General features: G+C 65.5%; 31 protein-coding genes. All 31 read left to right on the forward strand.

The features are described 5' to 3' along the window. The first annotated feature begins 333 nt into the window (after positions 1-333). Entirely contained in the window at positions 334-3,798 is a 3,465-nt protein-coding gene (gene rpoB / locus AW272_RS23325; protein ID WP_066368940.1) for a DNA-directed RNA polymerase subunit beta, read from the forward strand. Between the two features lie 15 nt (positions 3,799-3,813). After that, complete coding sequence (locus tag AW272_RS23330) at positions 3,814-7,689, forward strand: DNA-directed RNA polymerase subunit beta' (protein WP_066368941.1); 3,876 nt, start codon at positions 3,814-3,816, stop codon at positions 7,687-7,689. Between the two features lie 439 nt (positions 7,690-8,128). Next, positions 8,129-8,503, forward strand: a complete 375-nt coding sequence (gene rpsL / locus AW272_RS23335) for a 30S ribosomal protein S12 (RefSeq protein WP_066368942.1) — start codon at positions 8,129-8,131, stop codon at positions 8,501-8,503. Next, on the forward strand, positions 8,503-8,973 hold the full coding sequence (rpsG, locus tag AW272_RS23340; protein WP_066368943.1) for a 30S ribosomal protein S7: 471 nt from the start codon (positions 8,503-8,505) through the stop codon (positions 8,971-8,973). The genes rpsL and rpsG overlap by 1 nt, the downstream gene beginning before the upstream one ends. A 39-nt stretch (positions 8,974-9,012) precedes the next feature. Next, positions 9,013-11,106: an elongation factor G gene (gene fusA, locus AW272_RS23345; protein ID WP_083958595.1), complete on the forward strand. Its 2,094-nt coding sequence runs from the start codon at positions 9,013-9,015 to the stop codon at positions 11,104-11,106. A 91-nt stretch (positions 11,107-11,197) separates the two neighbouring features. Beyond that, positions 11,198-12,391 carry an elongation factor Tu gene (gene tuf, locus AW272_RS23350; protein WP_066368948.1) on the forward strand — a complete coding sequence of 398 codons (1,194 nt, stop codon included), beginning with the start codon at positions 11,198-11,200 and terminating at the stop codon, positions 12,389-12,391. Positions 12,392-12,555: 164 nt separating this feature from the next. Beyond that, positions 12,556-12,864 (forward strand): 30S ribosomal protein S10, encoded by a 309-nt coding sequence (gene rpsJ / locus AW272_RS23355; RefSeq protein WP_012887830.1) that lies wholly within the window; start codon positions 12,556-12,558, stop codon positions 12,862-12,864. Between the two features lie 14 nt (positions 12,865-12,878). Continuing rightward, positions 12,879-13,532, forward strand: coding sequence for a 50S ribosomal protein L3 (gene rplC, locus AW272_RS23360; protein ID WP_066368950.1), 654 nt, complete (start codon positions 12,879-12,881; stop codon positions 13,530-13,532). Then, on the forward strand, positions 13,529-14,179 hold the full coding sequence (gene rplD, locus AW272_RS23365) for a 50S ribosomal protein L4 (protein ID WP_066368956.1): 651 nt from the start codon (positions 13,529-13,531) through the stop codon (positions 14,177-14,179). The genes rplC and rplD overlap by 4 nt, the downstream gene beginning before the upstream one ends. Further along, positions 14,179-14,481, forward strand: a complete 303-nt coding sequence (rplW, locus tag AW272_RS23370) for a 50S ribosomal protein L23 (protein WP_066368959.1) — start codon at positions 14,179-14,181, stop codon at positions 14,479-14,481. Before rplD ends, rplW begins: the two co-directional genes overlap by 1 nt. A gap of 187 nt (positions 14,482-14,668) precedes the next feature. After that, entirely contained in the window at positions 14,669-15,505 is an 837-nt protein-coding gene (gene rplB, locus AW272_RS23375) for a 50S ribosomal protein L2 (protein WP_030451499.1), read from the forward strand. A gap of 11 nt (positions 15,506-15,516) precedes the next feature. Continuing rightward, positions 15,517-15,795, forward strand: a complete 279-nt coding sequence (rpsS, locus tag AW272_RS23380; RefSeq protein WP_012887835.1) for a 30S ribosomal protein S19 — start codon at positions 15,517-15,519, stop codon at positions 15,793-15,795. A 30-nt stretch (positions 15,796-15,825) separates the two neighbouring features. Continuing rightward, positions 15,826-16,179: a 50S ribosomal protein L22 gene (gene rplV, locus AW272_RS23385; protein WP_066368962.1), complete on the forward strand. Its 354-nt coding sequence runs from the start codon at positions 15,826-15,828 to the stop codon at positions 16,177-16,179. Further along, positions 16,179-17,045 (forward strand): 30S ribosomal protein S3, encoded by an 867-nt coding sequence (gene rpsC, locus AW272_RS23390; RefSeq protein WP_066368967.1) that lies wholly within the window; start codon positions 16,179-16,181, stop codon positions 17,043-17,045. Before rplV ends, rpsC begins: the two co-directional genes overlap by 1 nt. A gap of 2 nt (positions 17,046-17,047) precedes the next feature. After that, positions 17,048-17,467: a 50S ribosomal protein L16 gene (rplP, locus tag AW272_RS23395; protein ID WP_061295239.1), complete on the forward strand. Its 420-nt coding sequence runs from the start codon at positions 17,048-17,050 to the stop codon at positions 17,465-17,467. Next, the gene (rpmC, locus tag AW272_RS23400) at positions 17,467-17,703 is read left to right on the forward strand and encodes a 50S ribosomal protein L29 (protein ID WP_030451494.1); all 237 of its coding nucleotides are present in this window, start codon (positions 17,467-17,469) and stop codon (positions 17,701-17,703) included. The genes rplP and rpmC overlap by 1 nt, the downstream gene beginning before the upstream one ends. Continuing rightward, a complete protein-coding gene (gene rpsQ, locus AW272_RS23405; protein ID WP_066368969.1) occupies positions 17,696-17,989 on the forward strand; it encodes a 30S ribosomal protein S17 in 294 nt (97 codons plus the stop codon). The genes rpmC and rpsQ overlap by 8 nt, the downstream gene beginning before the upstream one ends. A gap of 189 nt (positions 17,990-18,178) precedes the next feature. Continuing rightward, positions 18,179-18,547 carry a 50S ribosomal protein L14 gene (gene rplN, locus AW272_RS23410; RefSeq protein ID WP_030451492.1) on the forward strand — a complete coding sequence of 123 codons (369 nt, stop codon included), beginning with the start codon at positions 18,179-18,181 and terminating at the stop codon, positions 18,545-18,547. Between the two features lie 9 nt (positions 18,548-18,556). Beyond that, positions 18,557-18,817, forward strand: coding sequence for a 50S ribosomal protein L24 (gene rplX / locus AW272_RS23415; protein ID WP_218011040.1), 261 nt, complete (start codon positions 18,557-18,559; stop codon positions 18,815-18,817). After that, positions 18,817-19,386, forward strand: a complete 570-nt coding sequence (rplE, locus tag AW272_RS23420; protein WP_066368975.1) for a 50S ribosomal protein L5 — start codon at positions 18,817-18,819, stop codon at positions 19,384-19,386. The genes rplX and rplE overlap by 1 nt, the downstream gene beginning before the upstream one ends. Positions 19,387-19,390: 4 nt before the next feature. Beyond that, complete coding sequence (locus tag AW272_RS23425; RefSeq protein WP_066368977.1) at positions 19,391-19,576, forward strand: type Z 30S ribosomal protein S14; 186 nt, start codon at positions 19,391-19,393, stop codon at positions 19,574-19,576. A 60-nt stretch (positions 19,577-19,636) separates the two neighbouring features. After that, positions 19,637-20,035, forward strand: coding sequence for a 30S ribosomal protein S8 (gene rpsH, locus AW272_RS23430; RefSeq protein ID WP_066368979.1), 399 nt, complete (start codon positions 19,637-19,639; stop codon positions 20,033-20,035). An 18-nt stretch (positions 20,036-20,053) separates the two neighbouring features. Beyond that, positions 20,054-20,596, forward strand: a complete 543-nt coding sequence (gene rplF, locus AW272_RS23435) for a 50S ribosomal protein L6 (RefSeq protein ID WP_066368982.1) — start codon at positions 20,054-20,056, stop codon at positions 20,594-20,596. Positions 20,597-20,598: 2 nt separating this feature from the next. Then, the gene (gene rplR / locus AW272_RS23440; RefSeq protein ID WP_061295245.1) at positions 20,599-20,976 is read left to right on the forward strand and encodes a 50S ribosomal protein L18; all 378 of its coding nucleotides are present in this window, start codon (positions 20,599-20,601) and stop codon (positions 20,974-20,976) included. A 37-nt stretch (positions 20,977-21,013) separates the two neighbouring features. After that, positions 21,014-21,649, forward strand: a complete 636-nt coding sequence (rpsE, locus tag AW272_RS23445) for a 30S ribosomal protein S5 (RefSeq protein WP_066368983.1) — start codon at positions 21,014-21,016, stop codon at positions 21,647-21,649. A 2-nt stretch (positions 21,650-21,651) separates the two neighbouring features. After that, entirely contained in the window at positions 21,652-21,834 is a 183-nt protein-coding gene (gene rpmD, locus AW272_RS23450; RefSeq protein WP_030451484.1) for a 50S ribosomal protein L30, read from the forward strand. A gap of 2 nt (positions 21,835-21,836) precedes the next feature. Next, a complete protein-coding gene (gene rplO, locus AW272_RS23455; protein ID WP_066368985.1) occupies positions 21,837-22,292 on the forward strand; it encodes a 50S ribosomal protein L15 in 456 nt (151 codons plus the stop codon). 196 nt (positions 22,293-22,488) lie between these two features. Further along, positions 22,489-23,805 (forward strand): preprotein translocase subunit SecY, encoded by a 1,317-nt coding sequence (gene secY / locus AW272_RS23460; RefSeq protein WP_066368987.1) that lies wholly within the window; start codon positions 22,489-22,491, stop codon positions 23,803-23,805. Then, entirely contained in the window at positions 23,805-24,491 is a 687-nt protein-coding gene (locus AW272_RS23465; protein WP_066368989.1) for an adenylate kinase, read from the forward strand. Before secY ends, AW272_RS23465 begins: the two co-directional genes overlap by 1 nt. A gap of 123 nt (positions 24,492-24,614) precedes the next feature. After that, positions 24,615-25,418: a type I methionyl aminopeptidase gene (map, locus tag AW272_RS23470; protein ID WP_066368991.1), complete on the forward strand. Its 804-nt coding sequence runs from the start codon at positions 24,615-24,617 to the stop codon at positions 25,416-25,418. A gap of 31 nt (positions 25,419-25,449) precedes the next feature. Continuing rightward, positions 25,450-25,893 carry a DUF1707 SHOCT-like domain-containing protein gene (locus tag AW272_RS23475; protein ID WP_066368994.1) on the forward strand — a complete coding sequence of 148 codons (444 nt, stop codon included), beginning with the start codon at positions 25,450-25,452 and terminating at the stop codon, positions 25,891-25,893. Positions 25,894-25,947 lie beyond the last annotated feature (54 nt).

Raw genomic sequence — 25,947 nt, forward strand, 5'->3', positions numbered from 1 at the left:
GCGTTAGCGGGCTCGGGTCGAGGGTATCGACTGGGCTCGGCAGGTTGTCGATAGGGCTTCGCAACCGACGGTCGTCTCACGGGAGGGATAAACCCAGCGTGCTGGCCCTTGGTTAGCCGAAATGTCGTCTCTCGGGCTTGACGTTTGAGCCCAGACGGGTGATGCTGCCAGCAACGTGGAGCGCAGAGCGAGAGCGGAGTGGACAGGTGTATGCCCATCGGCTACACTGCCCCTTTGCGCTGCCCTTTGACGACCGTTTCTCTGAGTAACCTCGCTTTCATGGTCGTCTGGCGTGCGTGTAGTCAGTCCGCGAGCCCTCGGAAGGAACATCTGTTGGCAGCCTCGCGCAACGCCTCCGCCGTACCCGCCGGTCCCCGCACCGTGTCGTTCGCTCGTATCCAGGAGCCGCTCGAAGTTCCTGATCTTCTAGCTCTGCAGACCGAGTCATTCGACTGGTTGCTTGGCAACGACAAGTGGAAGGCCCGGGTCGAGGCGGCCCGCCAGGCGGGCCGCCGCGATGTGCCGGCCCAGTCGGGTCTTGAGGAGATCTTTGAGGAGATCAGTCCCATTGAGGACTTCTCCGGCACGATGTCCCTCTCGTTCCGGGATCACCGGTTCGAGCCGCCCAAGTACTCGGTAGACGAGTGCAAGGACAAGGACATGACCTACTCCGCCCCGATGTTCGTCACGGCGGAGTTCATCAACAACACCACCGGCGAGATCAAGAGCCAGACCGTGTTCATGGGCGATTTCCCGCTCATGACCGGGAAGGGCACCTTCATCATCAACGGCACCGAGCGTGTCGTGGTGTCCCAGCTGGTTCGTTCGCCCGGTGTCTACTTCGAGCGCAGCGTCGACAAGACGTCCGACAAGGACCTCTACGGCGCCAAGGTCATCCCGTCGCGGGGTGCCTGGCTCGAGTTCGAGATCGACAAGCGCGACAGCGTCGGCGTCCGTATCGACCGTAAGCGCAAGCAGGCCGTCACGGTCCTGCTCAAGGCGCTCGGCTGGACGACCGACCAGATCCTGGAGCGTTTCGGTCAGTACGAGTCGATGCGCGCCACCCTGGAGAAGGATCACACCTCCGGCCAGGACGACGCGCTGCTCGACATCTACCGCAAGCTGCGCCCGGGCGAGCCCCCGACGAAGGAGTCCGCGCAGGCGCTGCTCGAGAACCTCTACTTCAACCCCAAGCGGTACGACCTCGCCAAGGTCGGCCGTTACAAGATCAATAAGAAGCTCGGCTGCGACTCCGAGATCACGCAGGGCACCCTCACCGAAGACGACGTCGTCGCCGCCATCGAATACATCGTCCGGCTCCACGCCGGCGAAGACGCGATGGGCGAGAACGGCAACGTCATCGTCGAAGTCGACGACATCGACCACTTCGGCAACCGCCGCCTGCGTACCGTCGGAGAGCTGATCCAGAACCAGGTCCGCCTGGGCCTGGCCCGCATGGAGCGCGTCGTGCGTGAGCGCATGACGACCCAGGACGTCGAGGCGATCACGCCGCAGACCCTGATCAACATCCGCCCGGTCGTGGCGTCGATCAAGGAGTTCTTCGGCACGTCGCAGCTGTCGCAGTTCATGGACCAGACCAACCCCCTCGCGGGCCTGACCCACAAGCGTCGTCTCTCGGCGCTGGGTCCCGGTGGTCTGTCGCGTGAGCGGGCCGGCTTCGAGGTCCGTGACGTGCACCCGTCCCACTACGGCCGCATGTGCCCGATCGAGACGCCGGAAGGACCGAACATCGGTCTGATCGGTTCGCTCGCGTCGTTCGGCCGGATCAACTCGTTCGGCTTCGTCGAGACCCCCTACCGGAAGGTCATCGACAACAAGGTCAGCGAGCAGGTCGACTACCTGACGGCCGACGTCGAAGACCGTCACGTCGTGGCCCAGGCCAACACGCGCCTGCTGCCCGACGGCGGCTTCGCCGAAGACCGCGTTCTCGCCCGTCGTAAGGGCGGCGAGTTCGAGGCGGTGCACCCGAGCGAGGTCGACTACATGGACGTCTCGCCGCGCCAGATGGTGTCGGTGGCGACCGCCATGATCCCGTTCCTGGAGCACGACGACGCCAACCGCGCGCTCATGGGTTCGAACATGCAGCGTCAGTCGGTGCCGCTGCTGCGGAGCGAGGCTCCGCTGGTCGGCACGGGCATGGAATACCGTGCGGCGACCGACGCCGGCGACGTCATCAGCGCCGAGAAGGCGGGTGTGGTCGAGGAGGTCTCCGCCGACTACATCACCGTGATGAACGACGACGGCACCCGGATCACCTACCGCGTCGCCAAGTTCAAGCGGTCCAACCAGGGCACCTGCTTCAACCAGAAGCCCGTCGTCGCCGAAGGCGACCGGGTCGAGGTCGGCAGGGTCATCGCCGACGGCCCCTGCACCGACACCGGTGAGATGGCTCTCGGCAAGAACCTGCTCGTGGCGTTCATGCCGTGGGAGGGCCACAACTACGAGGACGCGATCATCCTGTCGCAGCGCCTCGTCCAGGACGACGTGCTGTCCTCCATCCACATAGAGGAACACGAGGTCGACGCCCGCGACACCAAGCTCGGCCCGGAGGAGATCACTCGGGACATCCCGAACGTCTCCGAGGAGGTCCTGGCCGACCTCGACGAGCGGGGCATCATCCGGATCGGCGCCGAAGTGGTCACGGGTGACATCCTCGTCGGGAAGGTCACGCCCAAGGGCGAGACCGAGCTGACCCCCGAGGAGCGCCTGCTCCGCGCGATCTTCGGTGAGAAGGCGCGCGAAGTGCGCGACACCTCGCTGAAGGTTCCGCACGGCGAGTCCGGCAAGGTCATCGGTGTCCGCGTGTTCAGCCGCGAGGAGGGCGACGAGCTCCCCCCCGGCGTGAACGAGCTGGTCCGCGTCTACGTGGCCCAGAAGCGCAAGATCACCGACGGCGACAAGCTGGCCGGCCGTCACGGCAACAAGGGCGTCATCTCCAAGATCCTCCCGGTTGAGGACATGCCGTTCCTCGAAGACGGCACCCCGGTCGACATCGTGCTCAACCCGCTGGGTGTGCCCGGTCGAATGAACGTCGGCCAGGTGCTGGAGACCCACCTAGGGTGGATCGCCGCCAGAGGCTGGGACGTCACGGGGGTCGAGGAGGCGTGGGCCGAGCGTCTGCGCGAGACCGACATGACCGCGATCAAGCCGTGGACCAAGGTCGCCACCCCGGTGTTCGACGGTGCCCACGAGGAAGAGATCGTCGGCCTGCTGAACAGCACCCTGAAGAACCGTGACGGTTCCCGCATGGTGCAGCCGAACGGCAAGGCGCGACTCTTCGACGGTCGTTCGGGAGAGCCTTTCCCGCACCCGGTCTCGGTCGGCTACATCTACATCCTGAAGCTGCTGCACCTGGTCGACGACAAGATCCACGCCCGTTCGACCGGCCCGTACTCGATGATCACTCAGCAGCCGCTGGGTGGTAAGGCGCAGTTCGGTGGTCAGCGGTTCGGCGAGATGGAGGTGTGGGCCCTGGAGGCCTACGGCGCCGCCTACGCCCTGCAGGAGCTCCTCACGATCAAGTCCGACGACGTCCTCGGCCGTGTGAAGGTCTACGAGGCGATCGTCAAGGGCGAGAACATCCCCGAGCCCGGCATCCCCGAGTCCTTCAAGGTCCTCATCAAGGAAATGCAGTCGCTGTGCCTGAACGTCGAGGTGCTCTCCAGCGACGGCATGTCCATCGAGATGCGCGACACAGATGAGGACGTCTTCCGCGCGGCGGAGGAGCTCGGTATCGATCTGTCCCGGCGCGAGCCGAGCAGCGTGGAAGAAGTCTGAGGGGGAATTTAGTACATGCTGGACGTCAACTTCTTCGACGAGCTCCGGATCGGCCTGGCCACCGCCGACGACATCCGCCAGTGGTCCCACGGCGAGGTCAAGAAGCCGGAGACGATCAACTACCGAACCCTCAAGCCCGAGAAGGACGGACTCTTCTGCGAGAAGATCTTCGGCCCGACCCGGGACTGGGAGTGCTACTGCGGCAAGTACAAGCGGGTCCGCTTCAAGGGCATCATCTGTGAGCGCTGTGGCGTCGAGGTGACTCGCGCCAAGGTGCGTCGTGAGCGGATGGGCCACATCGAGCTGGCCGCTCCGGTCACCCACATCTGGTACTTCAAGGGTGTCCCGTCGCGTCTGGGCTACCTGCTCGACCTCGCCCCGAAGGACCTCGAGAAGGTCATCTACTTCGCGGCGTACATGATCACGCAGGTCGACGCAGAGATGCGTGAGCGTGACCTGCCCTCCCTCGAGGCGAAGATCTCGGTGGAGCGGCAGCACGTCGAGCAGCGTCGTGACGCCGACATCGAGGCCCGGCAGAAGAAGCTCGAAGCCGACCTGGCCGAGCTGGAGGCCGCCGGGGCCAAGGGTGACCAGCGCCGCAAGGTGCGTGAGGGCGCCGACCGCGAGATGCGTCAGCTTCGTGACCGCGCCCAGCGCGAGCTCGACCGGCTCGACGAGGTCTGGAGCCGCTTCAAGAACCTCAAGGTCCAGGACCTCGAGGGCGACGAGCTGCTCTACCGCGAGATGCGCGACCGTTTCGGCCGCTACTTCAAGGGCGGCATGGGCGCGCAGGCGATCCAGGACCGTCTGGTCAACTTCGACCTCGACCAGGAGTCGGAGAACCTCCACGAGACGATCCGCAGCGGCAAGGGCCAGAAGAAGGCCCGCGCCCTGAAGCGGCTCAAGGTCGTGGCGGCGTTCCTGTCGACCCGTAACTCGCCCGCCGGCATGGTTCTCGACTGCATCCCGGTGATCCCGCCGGACCTGCGGCCGATGGTCCAGCTCGACGGTGGCCGTTTCGCCACCTCCGACCTGAACGACCTCTACCGGCGAGTGATCAACCGGAACAACCGCCTCAAGCGGCTTCTCGACCTCGGCGCGCCCGAGATCATCGTCAACAACGAGAAGCGCATGCTCCAGGAGGCCGTCGACGCGCTGTTCGACAACGGCCGTCGTGGCCGTCCGGTGACGGGCCCCGGCAACCGCCCCCTGAAGTCCCTCAGCGACATGCTGAAGGGCAAGCAGGGCCGGTTCCGCCAGAACCTGCTGGGCAAGCGAGTCGACTACTCCGGCCGTTCGGTCATCGTCGTCGGCCCGCAGCTGAAGCTGCACCAGTGCGGTCTGCCCAAGCAGATGGCGCTGGAGCTGTTCAAGCCGTTCGTGATGAAGCGCCTGGTCGACCTGAACCACGCGCAGAACATCAAGAGCGCCAAGCGCATGGTCGAGCGTGCTCGCCCGGTCGTGTGGGACGTGCTCGAAGAGGTCATCACCGAACACCCGGTGCTGCTGAACCGCGCGCCGACCCTGCACCGCCTGGGCATCCAGGCCTTCGAGCCGCAGCTGGTCGAGGGCAAGGCCATCCAGATCCACCCGCTCGTCTGCACGGCGTTCAACGCCGACTTCGACGGCGACCAGATGGCCGTGCACCTGCCGCTGTCGTCCGAGGCCCAGGCCGAGGCGCGCATCCTGATGCTGTCGACCAACAACATCCTGAAGCCCGCCGACGGCAAGCCCGTGACGATGCCCACCCAGGACATGGTCATCGGTCTCTACTCCCTCACCACCCAGGCCGACGTGGCCGACGGTGAGGGCCGGGTGTTCTCGTCGGTCTCCGAGGCCCTCATGGCCTTCGACCGCCACGAACTCGACCTGCAGGCGAAGATCCAGGTCCGGCTCAAGGACGTCGCCCCGCCGCGTGGCTGGGAGGCTCCTGAGGGCTGGGAGGCGGGCGACCCGCTGCGCCTGGAGACCACGCTCGGCCGCTGCCTGTTCAACAACACGCTGCCCGCGAACTACCCGTTCGTGAACTACCAGGTCGGCAAGAAGCAGCTGTCCGCGATCGTGAACGAGCTGGCCGAGACCTACCCCAAGGTCGAAGTGGCCAACGCGCTCGACTCGCTCAAGGACGCCGGCTTCTACTGGGCCACCCGCGCCGGTGTGACCATCTCGATCGACGACGTCATCGCCCCGCCGAACAAGGCGACGATCATGGAGGCGTACGAGAAGCAGGCCGACAAGGTCCAGCGCGAGTACGACCGTGGTCTGATCACCGACGAGGAGCGCCGTCAGGAGCTCATCGAGATCTGGACCAAGGCCACGACCGACGTGACCCAGGACATGCAGGACGCGTTCTCCAAGACGAACCCGATCTGGATGATGGTCCAGTCGGGCGCTCGAGGAAACCTCATGCAGGTCCGTCAGATCGCCGGCATCCGCGGCCTGGTGTCCAACACCAAGGGTGAGACGATCCCGCGTCCGATCAAGTCCTCCTTCCGCGAGGGCCTGTCGGTGCTGGAGTACTTCATCTCCACCCACGGTCAGCGAAAGGGTCTGGCCGACACCGCCCTGCGTACCGCCGACTCGGGTTACCTGACCCGTCGTCTGGTGGACGTCGCCCAGGACGTCATCGTGCGTGAGATCGACTGCGGCACCGACCGCGCGGTCCCGCTGCACGTCGCCGAGCGTGACTCGGCGGGCAACCTGGTCAAGGCGGAGAACGCCGAGTCCAACGTGCACGGCCGCATCCTGGCCGAGGACGTCGAGGTCGACGGCAAGCTCATCGCGCCGGTCGGCATCGACATCACCGACCTGACCGTGACCGCACTGGTCGAGGCGGGCATCCAGACGGTCCGCACCCGCAGCACGCTGGTGTGCGAGGCCAAGATCGGTGTCTGCGCCACCTGCTACGGCCGGTCGCTGGCCACCGGCAAGCTCGTCGACGTCGGCGAGGCGGTCGGCATCATCGCCGCCCAGTCGATCGGTGAGCCCGGCACCCAGCTGACGATGCGTACCTTCCACACCGGTGGTGTGGCGGGCGCCGACATCACCCACGGTCTGCCGCGTGTCCAGGAGCTCTTCGAGGCCCGCGTCCCCAAGGGTGTGGCCCCGATCTCCGAGGTCACCGGCCGCGTGCGCATCGACGAGACCGACAAGACCCGCAAGATCGTCATCACTCCCGACGACGGTTCCGAGGAGATCGCCTACCCGGTCTCCATGCGGTCGCGGCTGCAGGTCTCGGAGGGTCAGCACATCGACGTGGGCCACCAGCTCATCGCCGGTGCCCGCAACCCCAACGAGGTGCTGCGCATCCTCGGCCCGCGTCAGGTCCAGCTCCACCTCGTCGAAGAGGTGCAGCAGGTCTACCGGTCGCAGGGTGTGTCGATCCACGACAAGCACATCGAGGTCATCGTCCGCCAGATGCTCAAGCGCGTGAACGTGCTGGAGTCCGGCGACGCCAACCTCCTGCCCGGTGAGCTGGTCGAGCGGCCGAAGTTCGAGCGCATCAACCGCGAGTGCGTCGCCGAGGGCGGCACGCCGGCCTCCGGCCGTCCGGTCCTGATGGGCATCACCAAGGCGTCGCTGGCCACCGAGTCGTGGCTGTCGGCGGCGTCCTTCCAGGAGACCACGCGAGTCCTGACCGACGCGGCGATCCACGCCAAGTCGGACAGCCTGCTCGGCCTCAAGGAGAACGTCATCATCGGTAAGCTCATCCCGGCCGGTACGGGCATGCCCCAGTACCGCAACATCCGGGTCGAGCCGACCGAGGAGGCCAAGGCCGCGATGTACACGGTCGGCGGCTACGACGGCTCCGCGTCCGACTACACCTTCGGTTCGGGTAGCGGCGAGGCCGTCCCGCTGGAGGAGTACGACTTCGGCCAGTACGGCCGCTAGTCACCCCGTCAGTCATCAAGGTTTCACCCGGAAGCCCGGCCTCGGCCGGGCTTCCGGCTTTTTCACTTGTCCGCACACGCTATAGTTGATACGGACTCAATCACGGCCTGCGTTTGAAAGGTGGGCCGCGGGACTCAAAGCGCGAATCCCGACGACCCATATACGCGACCGTTTTGACGTGTCGCTACCGGCTGGGTAGTCTTCTCTTTCGTGCCCATGGGTTCATGGGCCCAACACGCGTGCGCGCAGCTGTAGCAGCGAAGCGCGCCGTGTGCCCCTGGTTCCCGATTTCCAGGCCGGGGTGTCGCGTCATCACTGCGCGACACGCCCGACCGCGTGGGTCGGCGGAGAGGGAAAACCAGCAGGTCATGACACCGGCAGTACCTGCGAAAAGCATGTTCTCGTATCACCGGCCAAGGCACGAAACGGAGTTGTTGTAGTGCCCACGATTCAGCAGTTGGTCCGAAAGGGCCGGCAGGACAAGGTCACCAAGACCAAGACTCCTGCGCTCAAGGGCAGCCCTCAGCGGCGCGGGGTTTGCACCCGCGTTTACACCACCACCCCGAAGAAGCCGAACTCGGCTCTTCGTAAGGTCGCGCGTGTTCGCCTGACCAACGGCATCGAAGTCACCGCTTACATCCCGGGCGTCGGCCACAACCTCCAGGAGCACAGCATCGTGCTCGTTCGTGGCGGTCGTGTGAAGGACCTCCCCGGCGTTCGCTACAAGATCATTCGCGGTTCGCTGGACACCCAGGGCGTCCGCAACCGTAAGCAGGCTCGCTCCCGCTACGGCGCCAAGAAGGAGAAGAAGTAATGCCTCGCAAGGGTTCTCCCGGCCGCCGTGCGCTCATGGCCGACCCGGTGTTCAACTCGCCGCTGGTCACCGCTCTGATCAACAAGGTTCTCCTCGATGGCAAGCGCTCGATCGCTCAGTCGATCGTGTACGGCGCCCTCGAGGGCTGCAAGGACAAGACCGGTAACGACCCGGTCGTCACGCTGAAGCGCGCCCTGGACAACGTGAAGCCGACCCTTGAGGTCCGCAGCCGCCGTGTCGGTGGCGCGACCTACCAGGTCCCGGTCGAGGTCCGCGCCGCGCGCAGCACCACGCTGGCCCTCCGCTGGCTGGTGCAGTACTCGCGTGCACGTCGCGAGAAGACCATGACCGAGCGCCTCATGAACGAACTCCTCGACGCCAGCAACGGCCTCGGTGCGAGCGTCAAGAAGCGCGAGGACACCCACAAGATGGCCGAGTCCAACAAGGCCTTCGCCCACTACCGCTGGTAGTCGGCGGAATTTCGACGAGACGACGAGGACGCGAGAGCAGTGGCGACCACGCTTGACCTGGCCAAGGTCCGCAATATCGGGATCATGGCCCACATCGACGCGGGCAAGACCACCACGACCGAGCGCATCCTGTTCTACACCGGTATCAACTACAAGATCGGTGAAGTCCACGAGGGCGCTGCCACGATGGACTGGATGGAGCAGGAGCAGGAGCGCGGCATCACGATTACGTCTGCCGCGACGACCTGTGAGTGGCTCGGCCACACCATCAACATCATCGACACCCCCGGCCACGTCGACTTCACCATCGAGGTCGAGCGCTCGCTGCGCGTCCTCGACGGTGCCGTTTGCGTGTTCGACGGTGTCGCCGGGGTGGAGCCGCAGTCGGAGACGGTCTGGCGTCAGGCCGACCGCTACGAAGTGCCGCGGATCTGCTTCGTCAACAAGATGGACCGCGTCGGCGCGGAGTTCCACCGCTGTGTCGACATGATGGTCACCCGTCTGGGAGCCACGCCCGCCGTCATCCAGCTTCCCTGGGGCGTCGAGCACGAGTTCAAGGGTGTCATCGACCTGGTCCAGATGAAGGGCCTGATCTGGAGCGCCGAGGCGGCCAAGGGGGAGATGTACGACGTCGTCGACATCCCCGCCGACCACGCCGAGATCGCCCGTGAATGGCGCGACAAGCTGGTCGAGACCGTGGCCGAGAACGACGACGAGCTGATGGAGCTCTTCCTCGAGGGTGTCGAGCCCACCGAGGAGCAGCTGGTCGACGCCATTCGGCGCGCCACGCTGAAGAGCGTCATCAACCCGGTCCTGTGCGGCACCGCGTTCAAGAACAAGGGCGTTCAGCCCCTGCTCGACGCGATCGTCGCCTACCTCCCGGCGCCCACCGACGTCGCGGCCTTCAAGGGTCACGCGGTCGGCGACGAGGAGAAGGTCATCGAGCGTCGTCCCGACGCGTCGGAGCCGTTCTCCGCTCTCGCGTTCAAGATCATGAGCGACCCCCACCTGGGCAAGCTCACCTACATCCGCCTTTACTCCGGCACCCTTGAATCCGGCACGACCGTGATCAACTCGGTGAAGGGTAAGAAGGAGCGGATCGGCAAGATCTACCAGATGCACGCCAACAAGCGTGAAGAGCGTCCGTCCGCGGTCGCCGGGTCGATCGTCGCCGTGATGGGTCTCAAGGACACCACCACCGGTGACACGCTGTCCGACATCCAGCACCAGGTCGTCCTCGAGTCGATGACGTTCCCGGCGCCGGTCATCAGCGTCGCGATCGAGCCGAAGACCAAGGGCGACCAGGAGAAGCTCGGCACCGCGATCCAGCGTCTGGCGGAGGAGGACCCGTCCTTCCAGGTCCGCCGTGACGAGGAGACCGGCCAGACCGTGATCCACGGTATGGGCGAGCTTCACCTGGAGATCCTGGTCGACCGCATGCGCCGCGAGTTCAAGGTCGAGGCGAACGTCGGTCGTCCGCAGGTGGCGTACCGGGAGACCATCCGCCGCAAGGTGGAGAAGGTCGACTACACGCACAAGAAGCAGACCGGTGGTTCCGGCCAGTTCGCCAAGGTCCTCATCGACCTTGAGCCGCTGGGCGAGGGCAACGACGGTTACGAGTTCTCCAACAAGGTCACCGGTGGCCGCATCCCGCGGGAGTACATCCCGTCGGTCGACGCGGGCGCCCAGCAGGCCGCCGAGTTCGGCGTGCTGGCCGGTTACCCGATGGTGGGCGTTAAGGTCACCCTGCAGGACGGTGCGTACCACGAGGTCGACTCGTCCGAAATGGCCTTCAAGATGGCCGGCTCGATGGTCTTCAAGGAGGCCGCGCGCCGCGCCGACCCCGTTCTCCTCGAACCGATGATGGCCGTTGAGGTCACCACGCCCGAGGACTACATGGGTGACGTCATCGGCGACCTCAACGGTCGTCGCGGGCAGATCCAGGCCATGGATGAGCGGGCCGGTGCCCGCGTCATCAAGGCACTTGTTCCGCTCTCTGAGATGTTCGGCTACGTGGGCGACCTCCGTAGCAAGACGCAGGGACGCGCCAGCTACAGCATGCAGTTCGACTCCTACGCGGAAGTGCCCCCGGGCATCGCCAAGGAGATCGTCGCGAAGGTCCGCGGCGAGTAATACCTCGCCAGCGTCCGGCCGCCACGTCAGTGACGGCCGGGCGGGACCGGGCGATTGAAGTCAAGTCAGAAATCTCTAAGGAGACAGACCAGTGGCCAAGGCCAAGTTCGAGCGGAACAAGCCGCACGTGAACATCGGCACCATTGGACACATCGACCACGGCAAGACGACTCTGACCGCGGCGATCACCAAGGTGCTTCACGACCGTTTCCCGGCGATCAACGAGGCGACTCCGTTCGACAAGATCGACAAGGCGCCCGAAGAGAAGGCCCGCGGAATCACGATCTCGATCGCCCACGTCGAGTACCAGACTGAGAAGCGCCACTACGCGCACGTCGACTGCCCTGGTCACGCCGACTACGTGAAGAACATGATCACGGGTGCCGCCCAGATGGACGGCGCGATCCTGGTCGTGGCCGCCACCGACGGTCCGATGCCGCAGACCAAGGAGCACGTGCTCCTGGCCCGCCAGGTCGGTGTGCCCTACATCGTTGTCGCCCTGAACAAGGCCGACATGGTGGACGACGAGGAGATCCTGGAGCTCGTCGAGCTCGAGGTCCGCGAGCTGCTCTCGGCTCAGGAGTTCCCCGGCGACGACCTGCCCGTCGTTCGCGTCTCGGCGCTGAAGGCGCTTGAGGGCGACGAGAAGTGGGGCGACTCGATCATCGAGCTCATGACGGCCGTCGACGAGAACGTGCCGGAGCCCACCCGCGCGATCGACCGTCCGTTCCTGATGCCGATCGAGGACGTCTTCTCGATCACCGGCCGCGGCACCGTCGTGACCGGTCGTATCGAGCGTGGTGTCGTCAAGGTCAACGAGACCGTCGACATCATCGGCATCAAGGAGAAGCACACCACGACGACCGTCACCGGCGTCGAGATGTTCCGCAAGCTCCTCGACGAGGGTCAGGCGGGCGACAACGTCGGTCTGCTCCTTCGTGGCATCAAGCGTGAGGACGTCGAGCGCGGCCAGTGCATCATCAAGCCGGGCACGACCACCCCGCACACCGAGTTCGAGGCCCAGGTCTACATCCTGAGCAAGGACGAGGGCGGCCGCCACACGCCGTTCTTCAACAACTACCGTCCTCAGTTCTACTTCCGTACGACTGACGTGACCGGTGTTGTGAACCTGCCCGAGGGCACTGAGATGGTCATGCCCGGTGACAACACCGAGATGAACGTCCAGCTGATCCAGCCCATCGCCATGGAAGACGGCCTCAAGTTCGCCATCCGTGAGGGTGGCCGTACGGTCGGCGCCGGCAACGTGGTCAAGATCATCAAGTAGTACCCGGTGGCCGGGTCCTCAGGGGCCCGGCCATCACATTGCAGGACTCGCCGTGATCCCGCAGCCGCTTCGGAGCTCCGAAGTGACTGCCGGATCACGGACACATAGCGGCAACCTGCCGCACGTTACTTGTTCAGACGACAGCGAAGGACACCGAGGCCATTATGGCGGGACAGAAGATCCGCATTCGGCTCAAGGCCTATGACCACGAGGTCATCGACAGCTCGGCCAAGAAGATCGTCGAGACGGTGACGCGGACGGGCGCGAAGGTCGCAGGCCCGGTGCCGCTGCCGACCGAGAAGAACGTGTACTGCGTTATCCGTTCGCCGCACAAGTACAAGGACAGCCGCGAGCACTTTGAGATGCGTACGCACAAGCGGCTGATTGACATCATCGACCCGACGCCCAAGACCGTCGACTCGCTCATGCGGCTCGACCTGCCTGCCGGCGTCGACATCTCGATCAAGCTCTGAGGGAACGCACTGACATGGCTAACCAGATCAAGGGCGTCCTGGGCAAGAAGCTCGGCATGACCCAGGTCTTCGACGACAGCAACCGGATCGTTCCGGTCACCGTCGTGGAGGCCGGTCCGTGCGTGGTGACCCGGGTCCGCACTCCGGAGCGCGACGGCTACTCCGCCGTTCAGCTCGGCTTCGGTCAGATCGACCCGCGCAAGGTGAACAAGCCCCTGGGCGACTACCTGCGCAAGCACGACATCACCCCGCGCCGCTTCTTCGTCGAGGTCCGTACCGACGACGCCGCCGAGTACACGCTCGGCCAGGAAGTCACCGCCGGCACTTTCGAGGCCGGCCAGTTCGTGGACGTCACCGGTAAGAGCAAGGGCAAGGGCTTCGCGGGTGTCATGAAGCGCCACGGCTTCAAGGGCCTGGGCGCGTCACACGGCACCCAGCGCAAGCACCGTTCGCCCGGCTCCATCGGTGGCTGCGCCACCCCGGGTCGCGTCTTCAAGGGTGTCCGCATGGCCGGTCGGATGGGCAACATCCGCACCACCATTCAGAGCCTGAAGGTGCACGCCGTCGACGCCGAGAAGGGCCTCATCCTGATCAAGGGTGCGATCCCCGGCGCGAACGGCAGCCTCGTTCTCATCCGTACCGCTGCCAAGAAGGGGGCTGCCAAGTGAGCACCATTGACGTCCTCGACGCGAGCGGCGCCAAGACCGGCGACTCCGTCGACCTGCCCGAGAGCATTTTCGGTGCCAAGGTCAACGTGCCGCTGATCCACCAGGTCGTCGTGGCCCAGTTGGCCGCGCGCCGCCAGGGTACGCACGCCACCAAGACCCGCGGCGACGTCCGCGGCGGTGGCAAGAAGCCGTACCGCCAGAAGGGCACCGGCCGGGCCCGTCAGGGTTCGACCCGCGCGCCGCAGTTCACCGGCGGTGGCGTCGTCCACGGTCCGCAGCCGCGCTCGTACGAGCAGCGCACGCCCAAGAAGATGAAGGCCGCGGCCCTGCGCCAGGCCCTGTCCGACCGGGCCGGCGGCAACCTCGTGCACGTCGTCAGCTCCCTGGTGACCGGCGAGACGCCCAAGACCAAGGGTGCCCTCGAGGCGCTCCGTAAGATCACCGGCTCGCGCAGCGTGCTCGTGGTCGTCACGGAGAGCGACGAGCGCACCTGGCTGAGCCTGCGCAACGCCCCGGAGGTCCACCTCCTGGACGCCGGGCAGCTCAACACGTACGACGTGCTGTGCAGCGACGCCATCGTCTTCACCAAGGACGCCTACGACGAGGTCGTGGAGCGCCTGGAGAAGAGCGGGAAGGAAGACGCCTGATGGAGAAGATCACCGACCCGCGCGACATCATCCTCAAGCCGATCGTCTCTGAGAAGAGCTACGGCCTGATCGATGAGCACAACAAGTACACGTTCCTGGTGAAGCAGGGTGTGAACAAGACGCAGGTGAAGATCGCCATCGAGCAGATCTTCGGTGTCAAGGTCACCGGCGTCAACACCATCAACCGCCAGGGCAAGCGCAAGCGCACCAAGTTCGGTTATGGCGAGCGTCCCGGCACCAAGCGGGCGATCGTCAGCCTGGCGGATGGCGAGCGCATCGACATCTTCGGCCAGATCGGCTGATCAGGGCTTCACCGCACTTCGTGGCGGTAGGCCGGAGCAGAGAGGCTTGGCCGCGTCCACGCCTCAACTGAGTCACACCGGGGAGCTAAGCGCCCCGGTGCGACGAGGGACGACGCGGACACGAAAGCGACCAGGCCGGCCGTGCCGAAGGCACGGCAGTCAAACACGACAGGGATGAACGAAAAAGATGGGCATCCGTAAATACAAGCCGACGACCCCGGGTCGACGCGGCGCGAGCGTCTCGGACTTCTCCGAGATCACGCGCAGCACGCCCGAGAAGTCGCTGCTTGCTCCCCTGCACAGCAAGGGCGGCCGTAACGTCCACGGGCGAGTCACTGCTCGCCACCAGGGCGGCGGCCACAAGCGGGCGTACCGGATCATCGACTTCCGACGCCACGACAAGGACGGGATTCCGGCCAAGGTCGCTCACATCGAGTACGACCCGAACCGCACCTCCCGCATCGCCCTGCTGCACTACGCCGACGGTGAGAAGCGCTACATCCTCGCGCCGACCGGCATCAAGCAGGGTGACCGCATCGAGAACGGCCCCGGGGCCGACATCAAACCCGGCAACTGCCTGCCGCTCCGCAACATCCCGACCGGTACCTTCATCCACGCGGTGGAGCTCCGACCGGGTGGTGGCGCCAAGCTCGGCCGCAGCGCCGGTGCGCAGATCCAGCTCCTCGCCAAGGAGGGCATGTACGCCACGCTGCGTATGCCCTCCGGCGAAATGCGCCAGGTCGACATCCGCTGCAGGGCGTCGATCGGCCAGGTCGGCAACGCCGAGCAGGCCAACATCAACTGGGGTAAGGCCGGCCGTATGCGGTGGAAGGGCAAGCGCCCGACCGTCCGTGGTGTCGCGATGAACCCGGTTGACCACCCGCACGGCGGTGGTGAGGGCAAGACCTCCGGCGGTCGCCACCCGGTGAACCCGAAGGGCAAGCCCGAGGGCCGCACCCGTCAGGCCAACAAGGCCAGCGACCGGCTGATCATCCGGCGTCGGAGCAAGAGGAAGAAGCGGTAGGAGCAGCCGATATGCCACGTAGCCTTAAGAAGGGTCCCTTCGTGGACGACCACCTTCAGAAGAAGGTCGACGTCCAGAACGAGAAGGGCACCAAGAACGTCATCAAGACGTGGTCGCGGCGCTCCATGATCGTGCCCGACATGCTCGGACACACGATCGCCGTGCACGACGGCCGCAAGCACGTCCCGGTGTTCGTCACCGAGTCGATGATCGGTCACAAGCTCGGCGAGTTCGCGCCCACGCGGACTTTCCGCAGCCACGTCAAGGAAGACCGCCGCAGCCGGCGGTAAGCGTCCTTCGAAAAGCAATAGGAGACAGCGATGGAAGCCAGGGCACAGGCGCGGTACGCGCGCCACACGCCCCGGAAGGCCCGCCGCGTGGTGGACCTCATTCGCGGCCTGGGCGCTTCGGAGGCGCAGGCCGTGCTGCAGTTCGCACCGCAGGCGGCGAGTGAGACCGTGTTCAAGGTCCTCTCGTCCGCGATCGCGAACGCGGAACACAACTTCAAGCTCGACCGCGAGTTGCTGGTCGTGAGCCGCGCATGGGTCGATGAGGGCCCGACGCTCAAGCGGTTCCGCCCCCGCGCTCAGGGTCGCGCCTATCGGATCAACAAGCGGACCAGCCACATCACCGTGATCGTGGAGTCCCGCGAGCCGAAGGGGAGGGCCCGCTAGTGGGTCAGAAGGTTAACCCGCACGGGTTCCGCCTCGGCATCACGACCGACTTCAAGAGCCGGTGGTACGCCGACAAGCTCTACAAGTCGTACGTCGCCGAGGACGTGGCGATCCGTCGCATGCTGCAGAAGGGCATGGAGCGGGCCGGCATCTCCAAGGTCGAGATCGAGCGCACGACCGACCGCGTTCAGGTCGACATCCACACCGCCCGGCCGGGCATCGTCATCGGCCGTCGTGGTGCGGAGGCCGACCGCATCCGCGGCGACCTGGAGAAGCTGACCAAGAAGCAGGTTCAGCTCAACATCCTTGAGGTCAAGAACCCCGAGATCGACGCCCAGCTCGTCGCTCAGGGTGTGGCCGAGCAGCTCTCCAGCCGCGTCTCGTTCCGTCGTGCCATGCGCAAGGCGATGCAGTCGGCGATGAAGAGCGGTGCGAAGGGCATCCGGGTCGCGTGCTCGGGTCGTCTGGGTGGCGCTGAAATGTCGCGTTCGGAGTTCTACCGCGAGGGCCGCGTGCCCCTGCACACGCTCCGCGCCGACATCGACTACGGCTTCTACGAGGCCAAGACGACCTTCGGCCGCATCGGCGTGAAGGTCTGGATCTACAAGGGCGAAGCCCCGACCTCGCGCGCTGAGCGCGAGGCGGCCGCCGCCGGCGCCCGCGCCGGTGGTCAGCGTCGCGACAACGACCGTCGTGGCGGTGGCGGCGGCGGCGCCGAGCGTCCCCGTCGTGGTGGCGGTGGCGACCGTCCGCGCCGTGGTGGCGCAGGTGCCGGTCGTGGTGACCGTGCCCCCCGCAATGAGGCGGCCGCTCAGGCCGCCCCCGAGACCGGCCCGGCGGAGCAGCCGGGTGCTGAAGGGAGCTGACCATGCTGATCCCGCGCAGGGTCAAGCACCGCAAGCAGCACCGGCCTGACCGCAGCGGCGCCGCCAAGGGCGGCACCCGAGTCGTGTTCGGCGAGTTCGGCATTCAGGCGCTTGAGCACTCTTACGTGACCAACCGCCAGATCGAGTCGGCTCGTATCGCCATGACCCGGCACATCCGCCGTGGCGGCAAGGTGTGGATCAACATCTACCCCGACCGTCCCCTCACCAAGAAGCCTGCGGAAACGCGAATGGGTTCCGGTAAGGGTTCGCCCGAGTGGTGGATCGCCAACGTCAAGCCCGGTCGCGTCATGTTCGAGCTTTCTGGTGTGCCGGAGTCGATCGCCCGTGAGGCGATGCGCCGCGCCATCCACAAGCTCCCCATGAAGTGCCGGTTCGTCAAGCGTGAAGTGGGTGAGGCGTGATGGCTAAGGGCCTGACCGCCGGTGAGCTGCGCGTGGAGGACGGGGAGGTGCTCGTCCAGAAGCTCAAGGAAGCCAAGGAGGAGCTGTTCAACCTCCGCTTCCAGGCCGCGACCGGACAGTTGGAGAGCCACGGGCGGCTGCGCGCCGTCCGCCGCGAGATCGCCCGTATCTACACCGTGATGCGCGAGCGCGAGCTTGGAATCGTCACGGTCGAGAAGGAGCCGAGCGATGGCTGAAACAACTGAGAACGTCGAGACCACCGAGAAGACCACGCGGCACTACCGCAAGACCCGTGAGGGCCTGGTCGTCAGCGACAAGATGGACAAGACTGTCGTCGTCGCCGTCGAGGACCGCGTGAAGCACCCGCTGTACGGCAAGGTCATCCGCCGTACGACCAAGTACAAGGCCCACGACGAGGAGAACACCGCCGGTGTCGGCGACCGTGTCCTCCTCATGGAGACCCGTCCGCTGTCGGCGACCAAGCGCTGGCGTGTGGTCGAGGTCCTCGAGCGGGCCAAGTAACAAACCACGATCGCGCCTCGTGGGGGGTGAGCTCCGGCACACCCCCCATGACGGTGTCCAAGGAGCCTCTCGAAAGAGGGGTTCGCCCGCGGCGGCGGTAATGAGCTGGCGCCGAGGGACAAGACATGTAGGTTCGGCCAGGCTCGGGGTCCACCCCGAGAACCGGCTCGACACACCAGGAGTTCAGCTGTGATTCAGCAGGAGTCGCGACTCAAAGTCGCCGACAACACGGGTGCCAAGGAGATTCTCTGCATCCGCGTTCTCGGTGGCTCGGGGAGGCGCTACGCCGGGATCGGCGACATCATCGTCGCCACCGTCAAGGACGCCATTCCCGGTGGCGGTGTCAAGAAGGGTGACGTCGTCAAGGCGGTCATCGTGCGCACCGTCAAGGAGCGCCGCCGTCAGGACGGTTCGTACATCAAGTTCGACGAGAACGCCGCGGTCATCATCAAGGACAGCGGTGACCCTCGGGGCACGCGTATTTTCGGGCCGGTCGGCCGCGAGCTGCGTGACAAGAAGTTCATGCGCATCATCTCGCTGGCGCCGGAGGTGCTCTAAATGGGCAAGCTGCATGTGAAGAAGGGTGACCTGGTTCTGGTCATCGCGGGTAAGGACAAGGGCGCCAAGGGCCGCGTTATCGCCGCGCTGCCGTCCCAGGATCGTGTGATCGTCGCCGGCGTGAACATGATCAAGAAGCACTCGAAGGAGACCAACCAGGGTCCGCGCGGCGCCAAAGAAGGCGGCGTCACCACCCTGGAGGCCTCTATCCACGTGAGCAACGTCAAGAAGCTCAAGGATGACGAGAAGCCGAAGGACGAGGACGCCTGATGACTGCCCAGACCGCTGAGCGGGTTTCCCCCCGACTCAAGCAGAAGTACCGCGAGGAGATCGCGGCCCAGCTGCGCGAGCAGTTCGGCATCGAGAACGTCATGCTGACCCCGGGTCTCACCAAGATCAAGGTGAACATGGGTGTCGGCGAGGCCGCTCGCGACTCCAAGCTGATCGAGGGCGCGGTTCGCGACCTCACCGCCATCACCGGCCAGAAGCCGGCCGTCGTTCGGGCCCGTAAGTCGATCGCGCAGTTCAAGCTGCGCGAGGGCATGCCGATCGGCGCGCACGTCACGCTGCGTGGCGACCGCATGTGGGAGTTCCTCGACCGCCTGCTGTCGCTGGCCCTGCCGCGTATCCGCGACTTCCGCGGTCTGTCGCCCAAGCAGTTCGACGGTCACGGGAACTACACCTTCGGTCTCACCGAGCAGGTCATGTTCCACGAGATCGACCAGGACAAGGTCGACAGGCAGCGTGGTATGGACATCACGGTCGTCACGACCGCCCGCACTGATGACGAGGGCCGCGCGCTGCTGAAGCTGCTCGGTTTCCCGTTCAAGGAGGCCTGATCCCATGGCGAAGACGTCGCTCAAGGTCAAGGCGGCCCGCAAGCAGAAGTTCGACGTCCGCGCGTACACTCGTTGTTCGCGCTGCGGCCGGCCTCGCGCCGTCTACCGCAAGTTCGGCCTCTGCCGTGTGTGCTTCCGCGAGATGGCGCACCGGGGCGAGCTGCCCGGCATCACCAAGTCCAGCTGGTAAATATTCACTACGCCGTAGGTCCCCGAGTCTGGGAAACCGCGGCGAGGAGGGCCATCGATCATGACGATGACCGACCCGATCGCAGACATGCTGACGCGTCTGCGTAATGCGAACTCGGCTTATCACGACTCCGTGACCATGCCGTACTCGAAGATCAAGGCGCACATCTCGGAGATCCTCCAGCAGGAGGGTTACATCCAGTCCTGGAGCGTCGAAGACGCCAAGGTCGGCAAGAACCTCGTGGTCGAGCTGAAGTTCGGCCCGACCCGTGAGCGTTCGCTGGCCGGCATCCGCCGCGTCTCCAAGCCCGGTCTCCGGGTGTACGCCAAGAAGGACAACCTGCCCCGAGTCCTGGGCGGGCTGGGCGTCGCGATCATCTCGACGTCCGGCGGCCTGATGACCGACAAGCAGGCCGGCAAGCGCGGAGTAGGCGGGGAAGTCCTCGCCTACGTCTGGTAAGAGGGGAGGAACCACAGCATGTCGCGAATCGGACGGCTGCCCATCCCTGTACCGAGCGGTGTCGACATCACGATCGACGGCCGGGCTGTCCAGGTCAAGGGCCCGAAAGGCACGCTTTCTCACACCATCGCCGAGCCCATCGAGGTTCAGCGTGGTGACGACGGCAACATCGCCGTCACCCGTCCCAACGACGAGAACAAGGTCCGTGCGCTGCACGGCCTGTCCCGCACGCTGATCGCCAACATGGTGACCGGTGTGACTTCGGGTTACTCGAAGACGTTGGAGATCGTCGGCGTCGGCTACCGCGTTCAGGCCAAGGGCCCGACGCAGCTCGAGTTCTCGCTCGGCTTCAGCCACCCGGTGATCGTCGACGCGCCGGAGGGTGTCACCTTCCGCGTCGAGCGTCCGACCCTGTTCCACGTGGACGGGATCGACAAGCAGAAGGTTGGCGAGGTCTCGGCCAACATCCGCAAGTTGCGCAAGCCCGACCCGTACAAGGGTAAGGGCGTGCGCTACCAGGGCGAAGTCGTCCGCAAGAAGGTCGGAAAGGCTGGTAAGTAGTCATGGCTGCGAAGTACGGCAAGCACAGCGCCGCTCGCGCCATTTCGCGAGCCCGCCGCCACCGTCGTGTGCGCAAGAACGTCGTCGGCACGCTCGAGCGTCCGCGCCTGGTCGTGAACCGATCCGCGCGGCACCTGTTCGTGCAGATCGTCGACGACGGCAAGGGCCACACGATCGTGAGCGCCTCCACCATGGACGCCCAGCTGCGTTCCCTGGAGGCCGACAAGACCGAGAAGGCGAAGAAGGTCGGCGAGCTTCTCGCTCAGCGGGCCAAGGACGCCGGGATCACCGCGGTCGTTTTCGACCGGGGTGGCAACCGCTACGCGGGCCGTATCGCGGCGCTGGCGGACAGCGCCCGTGAAGGCGGGTTGAGCTTCTGATGACCCGTCCTATGAGCAATGAGAAGAGGAACCACTGATGGCTGGAGCTCCGCGTCGCGGCGGTACCGGCGGCGGTGGCGAGCGGCGGGAACGTCGTGACGATCGCCGCGGTGGCGCCCAGGAGAAGGGCGTCTCGTACATCGAGCGCGTCGTGAAGATCAACCGCGTGGCCAAGGTCGTCAAGGGTGGTCGCCGGTTCAGCTTCACCGCGCTGGTCATCGTCGGCGACGGCAACGGCCTCGTCGGGGTCGGCTACGGCAAGGCCAAGGAAGTGCCCGCGGCGATCGCCAAGGGTGTCGAAGAGGCCAAGAAGCACTTCTTCAAGGTGCCGCGCATCCAGGGCACCATCCCGCACACCGTCCAGGGGGAGGACGCCGCCGGCGTCGTTCTGCTGCGTCCGGCCTCGCCCGGTACCGGTGTCATCGCGGGTGGTCCGGTGCGCGCGGTCCTGGAGTGCGCCGGGATCCACGACGTGCTGTCCAAGTCGCTCGGCTCGGACAACCCGATCAACATCGTGCACGCCACCGTGGCGGCTCTGAAGGGCCTCTCGCGCCCCGAGGAGATCGCCGCCCGCCGTGGCCTGCCGATCGAGGACGTCGCTCCCAAGCGGATGCTGAGGGCGCGCGCCGAGGGTCTCGCCGAGGCCGCGGCCGCCGCGAAGGCGGGGAGCTAGCCATGGCCCGCCTGAAGATCACGCAGACCCGGTCCAAGATCGGTGGCAAGCAGAACCAGCGTGACTCGCTGCGTTCGCTTGGCCTGAAGCGAATCGGCGACGTCGTCGTGAAGGAGGACCGTCCCGAGATCCGCGGGATGGTCGCCGTCGTGACGCACCTCGTCGAGGTTGAAGAGGTCGACTAGTCATGACTGAGAACGCACCGCTGAAGATTCACGACCTGCGTCCCGCCCCGGGTGCCAACAAGTCCAAGGTCCGCAAGGGCCGTGGCGAGGGCTCCAAGGGCAAGACGTCCGGTCGCGGTACCAAGGGCACCCGGGCGCGTAACAAGGTGCCCCTCGGCTTCGAAGGTGGCCAGGTTCCGCTCCAGCGCCGCCTGCCGAAGCTGAAGGGCTTCTCCAACGCCCTGTTCAAGACGACCTACCAGGTCGTCAACCTTGACAAGCTGAGCGAGGTCTTCACCTCGGCCGGCGACGTGACCGTCGCCGACCTGGTGTCGAACGGCCTCGTTCGGAAGAACGAATTGGTCAAGGTTCTCGGAACCGGCGACATCTCCGTCGCGTTGAACGTGAAGGCGCACGCCTTCTCCGCCAGCGCCAAGGAGAAGATCGTCGCGGCCGGCGGCTCCGCCACGGAGCTGTAGGCCTCACGCATCACGAGGCGCGGAGGCTCGTTATGAGCCTCCGCGCCCGTAGTGCGTTAGAGTTCGCTGGACAGTGAGCCCAGCTTCGCTGTCAAACTGCTCGTTTGATTTGGTAAGACCCGCAAGAAGACATGCCGATGGACGACCCCCGCACCATCGCTCACCGTTACCGCGTCTCTGGCGCGCAGGAGGGACCGTGCTAACCGCTCTTACCCGGGCATTCCGGACGCCGGACCTGCGCAAGAAGCTGCTTTTCACCCTGGGTATCATTGCGATTTTCCGCCTGGGCTCGGTTCTGCCGACCCCTGGTGTGAATACCGAGAATGCCCGTAAGGCTCTGGAAGCGGTTCAATCTAGCGAGCTCAGCAGTATTTACGGGATGGTCCAGCTCTTCAGTGGCGGCGCGTTGCTGAAGCTTTCAGTGTTCGCGCTGGGCATCATGCCCTACATCACGGCCAGCATCATCCTGCAGCTGCTGACTGTCGTGATCCCTCGCCTCGAAGCCCTCAAAAAAGAGGGTCAGGCAGGCACTGCCAAGATCACACAGTATACCCGTTATCTCACCATCGGCCTGGCGATTCTCCAGTCGACGGCGTTCGTCGCGCTGGCCCGGTCCGGACAGCTGTTCGGCACCTCCGCCAACGATCTCCCGATCCTGCTGAACGACGACATCTTCACCGTCGTCGTCATGGTCATCACGATGACCGCGGGTACGGCCGTCATCATGTGGCTCGGTGAGCTCATCACCGACCGCGGCGTCGGCAACGGCATGTCGATCCTGATCTTCACCCAGATCATCGCGGTCTTCCCGTCGGAACTGATGAACATCTTCCGGCAGAAGGGCGCTTTCACCTTCGTCATCGTCCTGATCGTCGGCATCTTCATGATCGCCGCGGTCGTGTTCGTCGAGCAGGCCCAGCGTCGCATTCCGGTGCAGTACGCCAAGCGCATGGTCGGTCGCCGTATGTACGGCGGCACCTCGACCTACATCCCGTTGAAGGTCAACCAGGCCGGCATCATCCCGGTCATCTTCGCCTCCTCGCTGCTCTACCTGCCGCAGCTGCTGGTCACGTTGTTCGCCAACAGCCAAGAGAGCAACCCGGTGGTCGAGTGGATCGCGCAGAACTTCGGTTCCGGCGACACCCCGATCTACATGGCGACCTTCTTCCTCCTGATCGTGTTCTTCACGTACTTCTACGTGTCCATCACCTTCAACCCTGTTGAAGTCGCCGACAACATGAAGAAGTACGGTGGGTTCATTCCGGGCATTCGTCCGGGCCGGCCGACCGCCGAGTACCTGAACTACGTGCTCACCCGGTTGACCGCACCGGGGTCGCTGTATCTGGGCCTGATCTCCATGGTCCCGATCTTCGCCCTCACGCTGGCCGGAGCTTCCCAGAACTTCCCGTTCGGAGGAACGAGCATTCTGATCATGGTGGGTGTCGGGCTCGACACGGTGAAGCAGATTGAGAGCCAACTGCAGCAGCGCAACTACGAGGGCTTCCTGAGATAGTGCGCGTCGTCCTGGTCGGGCCCCCCGGAGCGGGCAAGGGGACGCAGGCCCAGTTCATCGCATCGCACCTGTCGATCCCGAAAATCTCGACAGGTGACATTTTCCGCGCCAACGTGTCGGGTGGCACGGAACTCGGAAAGCTGGCCAAGACCTTCATGGACCGCGGGGACCTGGTCCCCGACGAGGTGACGATCGCGATGGTGCGCGACCGCCTCGCCGAAGACGACGCGCAGGACGGTTTCCTGCTCGACGGCTTCCCGCGGAACGTGGCGCAGGCCGAGGTGCTCAAGAAGATGCTGGCCGACTTGGGTTCCGGGCTCGACCTGGTGCTGGAGCTCGTCGTCGACGACGACGAGGTGGTCCGGCGCCTGGCCGGGCGGCGCACCTGCCGCTCGTGTGGCAAGGTCTGGCACGTCGACTTCGACCCGCCCAAGAAGGAAGGTGTCTGCGACGCCTGCGGTGGTCAGCTGTTCCAGCGTGACGACGACCGTGAGGAGACCATCAGGCACCGCCTGGAGGTCTACCAGGAGCAGACGTCGCCACTGGTCAACTTCTACGCCGACGAGGGCATCCTGCGCGGCGTCGACGCGACCGGTCCGGTCGAAGAGGTCACCGGCCGCGCGATGGGCGAGTTGCGCGGCTTCAACCGCGGCCCTGCCCAGGAACAGGACAGCGACGAGAGCTAAGCGTCAGACCCGCTCGGAAACGCCACCCCATGGATTGCGTGGGGTGGCGTTCCTGTTGGGGGACAATGTATTGAATCGGGCAAATGCCCCTGAAAGATGATCCACCCAAGGGGTGCCTACGGGATGTTTCGGAAGAACAAGCACGGGATCCAGATCAAGACGCCCGAGCAGGTCGTCAAGATGCGCGCGGCCGGCCTGGTGGTCGGGCGCACGCTCGACCTGCTGAGGCGGTCGGTCGAGCCGGGCATCACGCCGCTCGACCTCGACGCGATCGCCGAGAAGGCGATCAGGGACGAGGGCGCGATCCCGTCGTTCAAGGGCTACCAGGGTTTCCCGGCGACGATCTGCGCGTCGGTCAACCAGGAGGTCGTCCACGGCATCCCGGCCGATGCGCACAAGCTGCGTGAGGGCGACATCATCTCGATCGACTGCGGCGCGATCCTCGACGGCTGGCACGGCGACTCGGCCATCACCGTCCCGGTGGGGGAGGTCGACCCCAAGTTGCTCGATCTGATCCGCGTGACCGAAGAGGCCATGTGGGCCGGTATCCGGGCTCTGAAGGTCGGCGTCCACCTGTCGGACATCGGTCACCGCATCGAGAAGTACGTGCGCTCCCAGGGCCGCTACGGCATCCCCCAGGAGTACGGCGGCCACGGCATCGGCACCGAGATGCACATGGACCCGTGGGTGGCCAACCACGGCAAGCCCGGCCGGGGGCCGAAGCTGGAGGCCGGCATGTGCCTGGCGATCGAGCCGATGGTCAACCTGGGCACCGACCAGACCCGCGTGCTGTCCGACGACTGGACGGTCGTCACCCAGGACGGCAAGGCGTCGGCGCATTTCGAGCACAGCGTGGCGGTCACCGCCGAAGGCCCGCTCGTTCTCACCGCGCTCGATGGCGGCAAAGAACGGCTTGCCACTACATAATTGGTAAAAAGACGCATTTGGAGGTTCGGTCATGGCATTCAGTCCGGAGATGCGCGCCTCTGACGCCGACCGGGAGAAGGTCGCGGCCGCCCTTCGGGAGCACATGGTCGAAGGGCGTCTGAACACCGAGGAGTTCGGCGAGCGACTGGAGGCCGCCTACGCCGCCCGGACCTTCGGCGAGCTCCAGGTGCTCACGCGGGACCTGCCCGACACCGACCTCAAGAACCTCCCGGCCCGTCCCGAGCCGATGAAACCGCAGGCCAAGAAGGATTCCAAGAAGATGCGGGAGGCCTGGTCGGTGTGGGCCACGGTCGCCGGGATCAACTGGTTCATCTGGCTGATGATCACTGTGACGAGTGGCGACGCCCCCTATGCGTGGCCGCTGTGGGTGATGGGGCCGTGGGGGATCGGGCTGCTGATCGCGACCCTGGCCCAAAGCCAGAATGGCGAGAAAAAGCGTGAATTGGGCTCCTGAATGTGCCGTTGTGCACGCTCGGCGTTGAGTGCGTATTCGTCCACAGATAGGGCG

Origin of the sequence: Herbidospora mongoliensis (assembly GCF_001570545.1) — a bacterium.
Lineage (GTDB): Bacteria > Actinomycetota > Actinomycetes > Streptosporangiales > Streptosporangiaceae > Herbidospora > Herbidospora mongoliensis.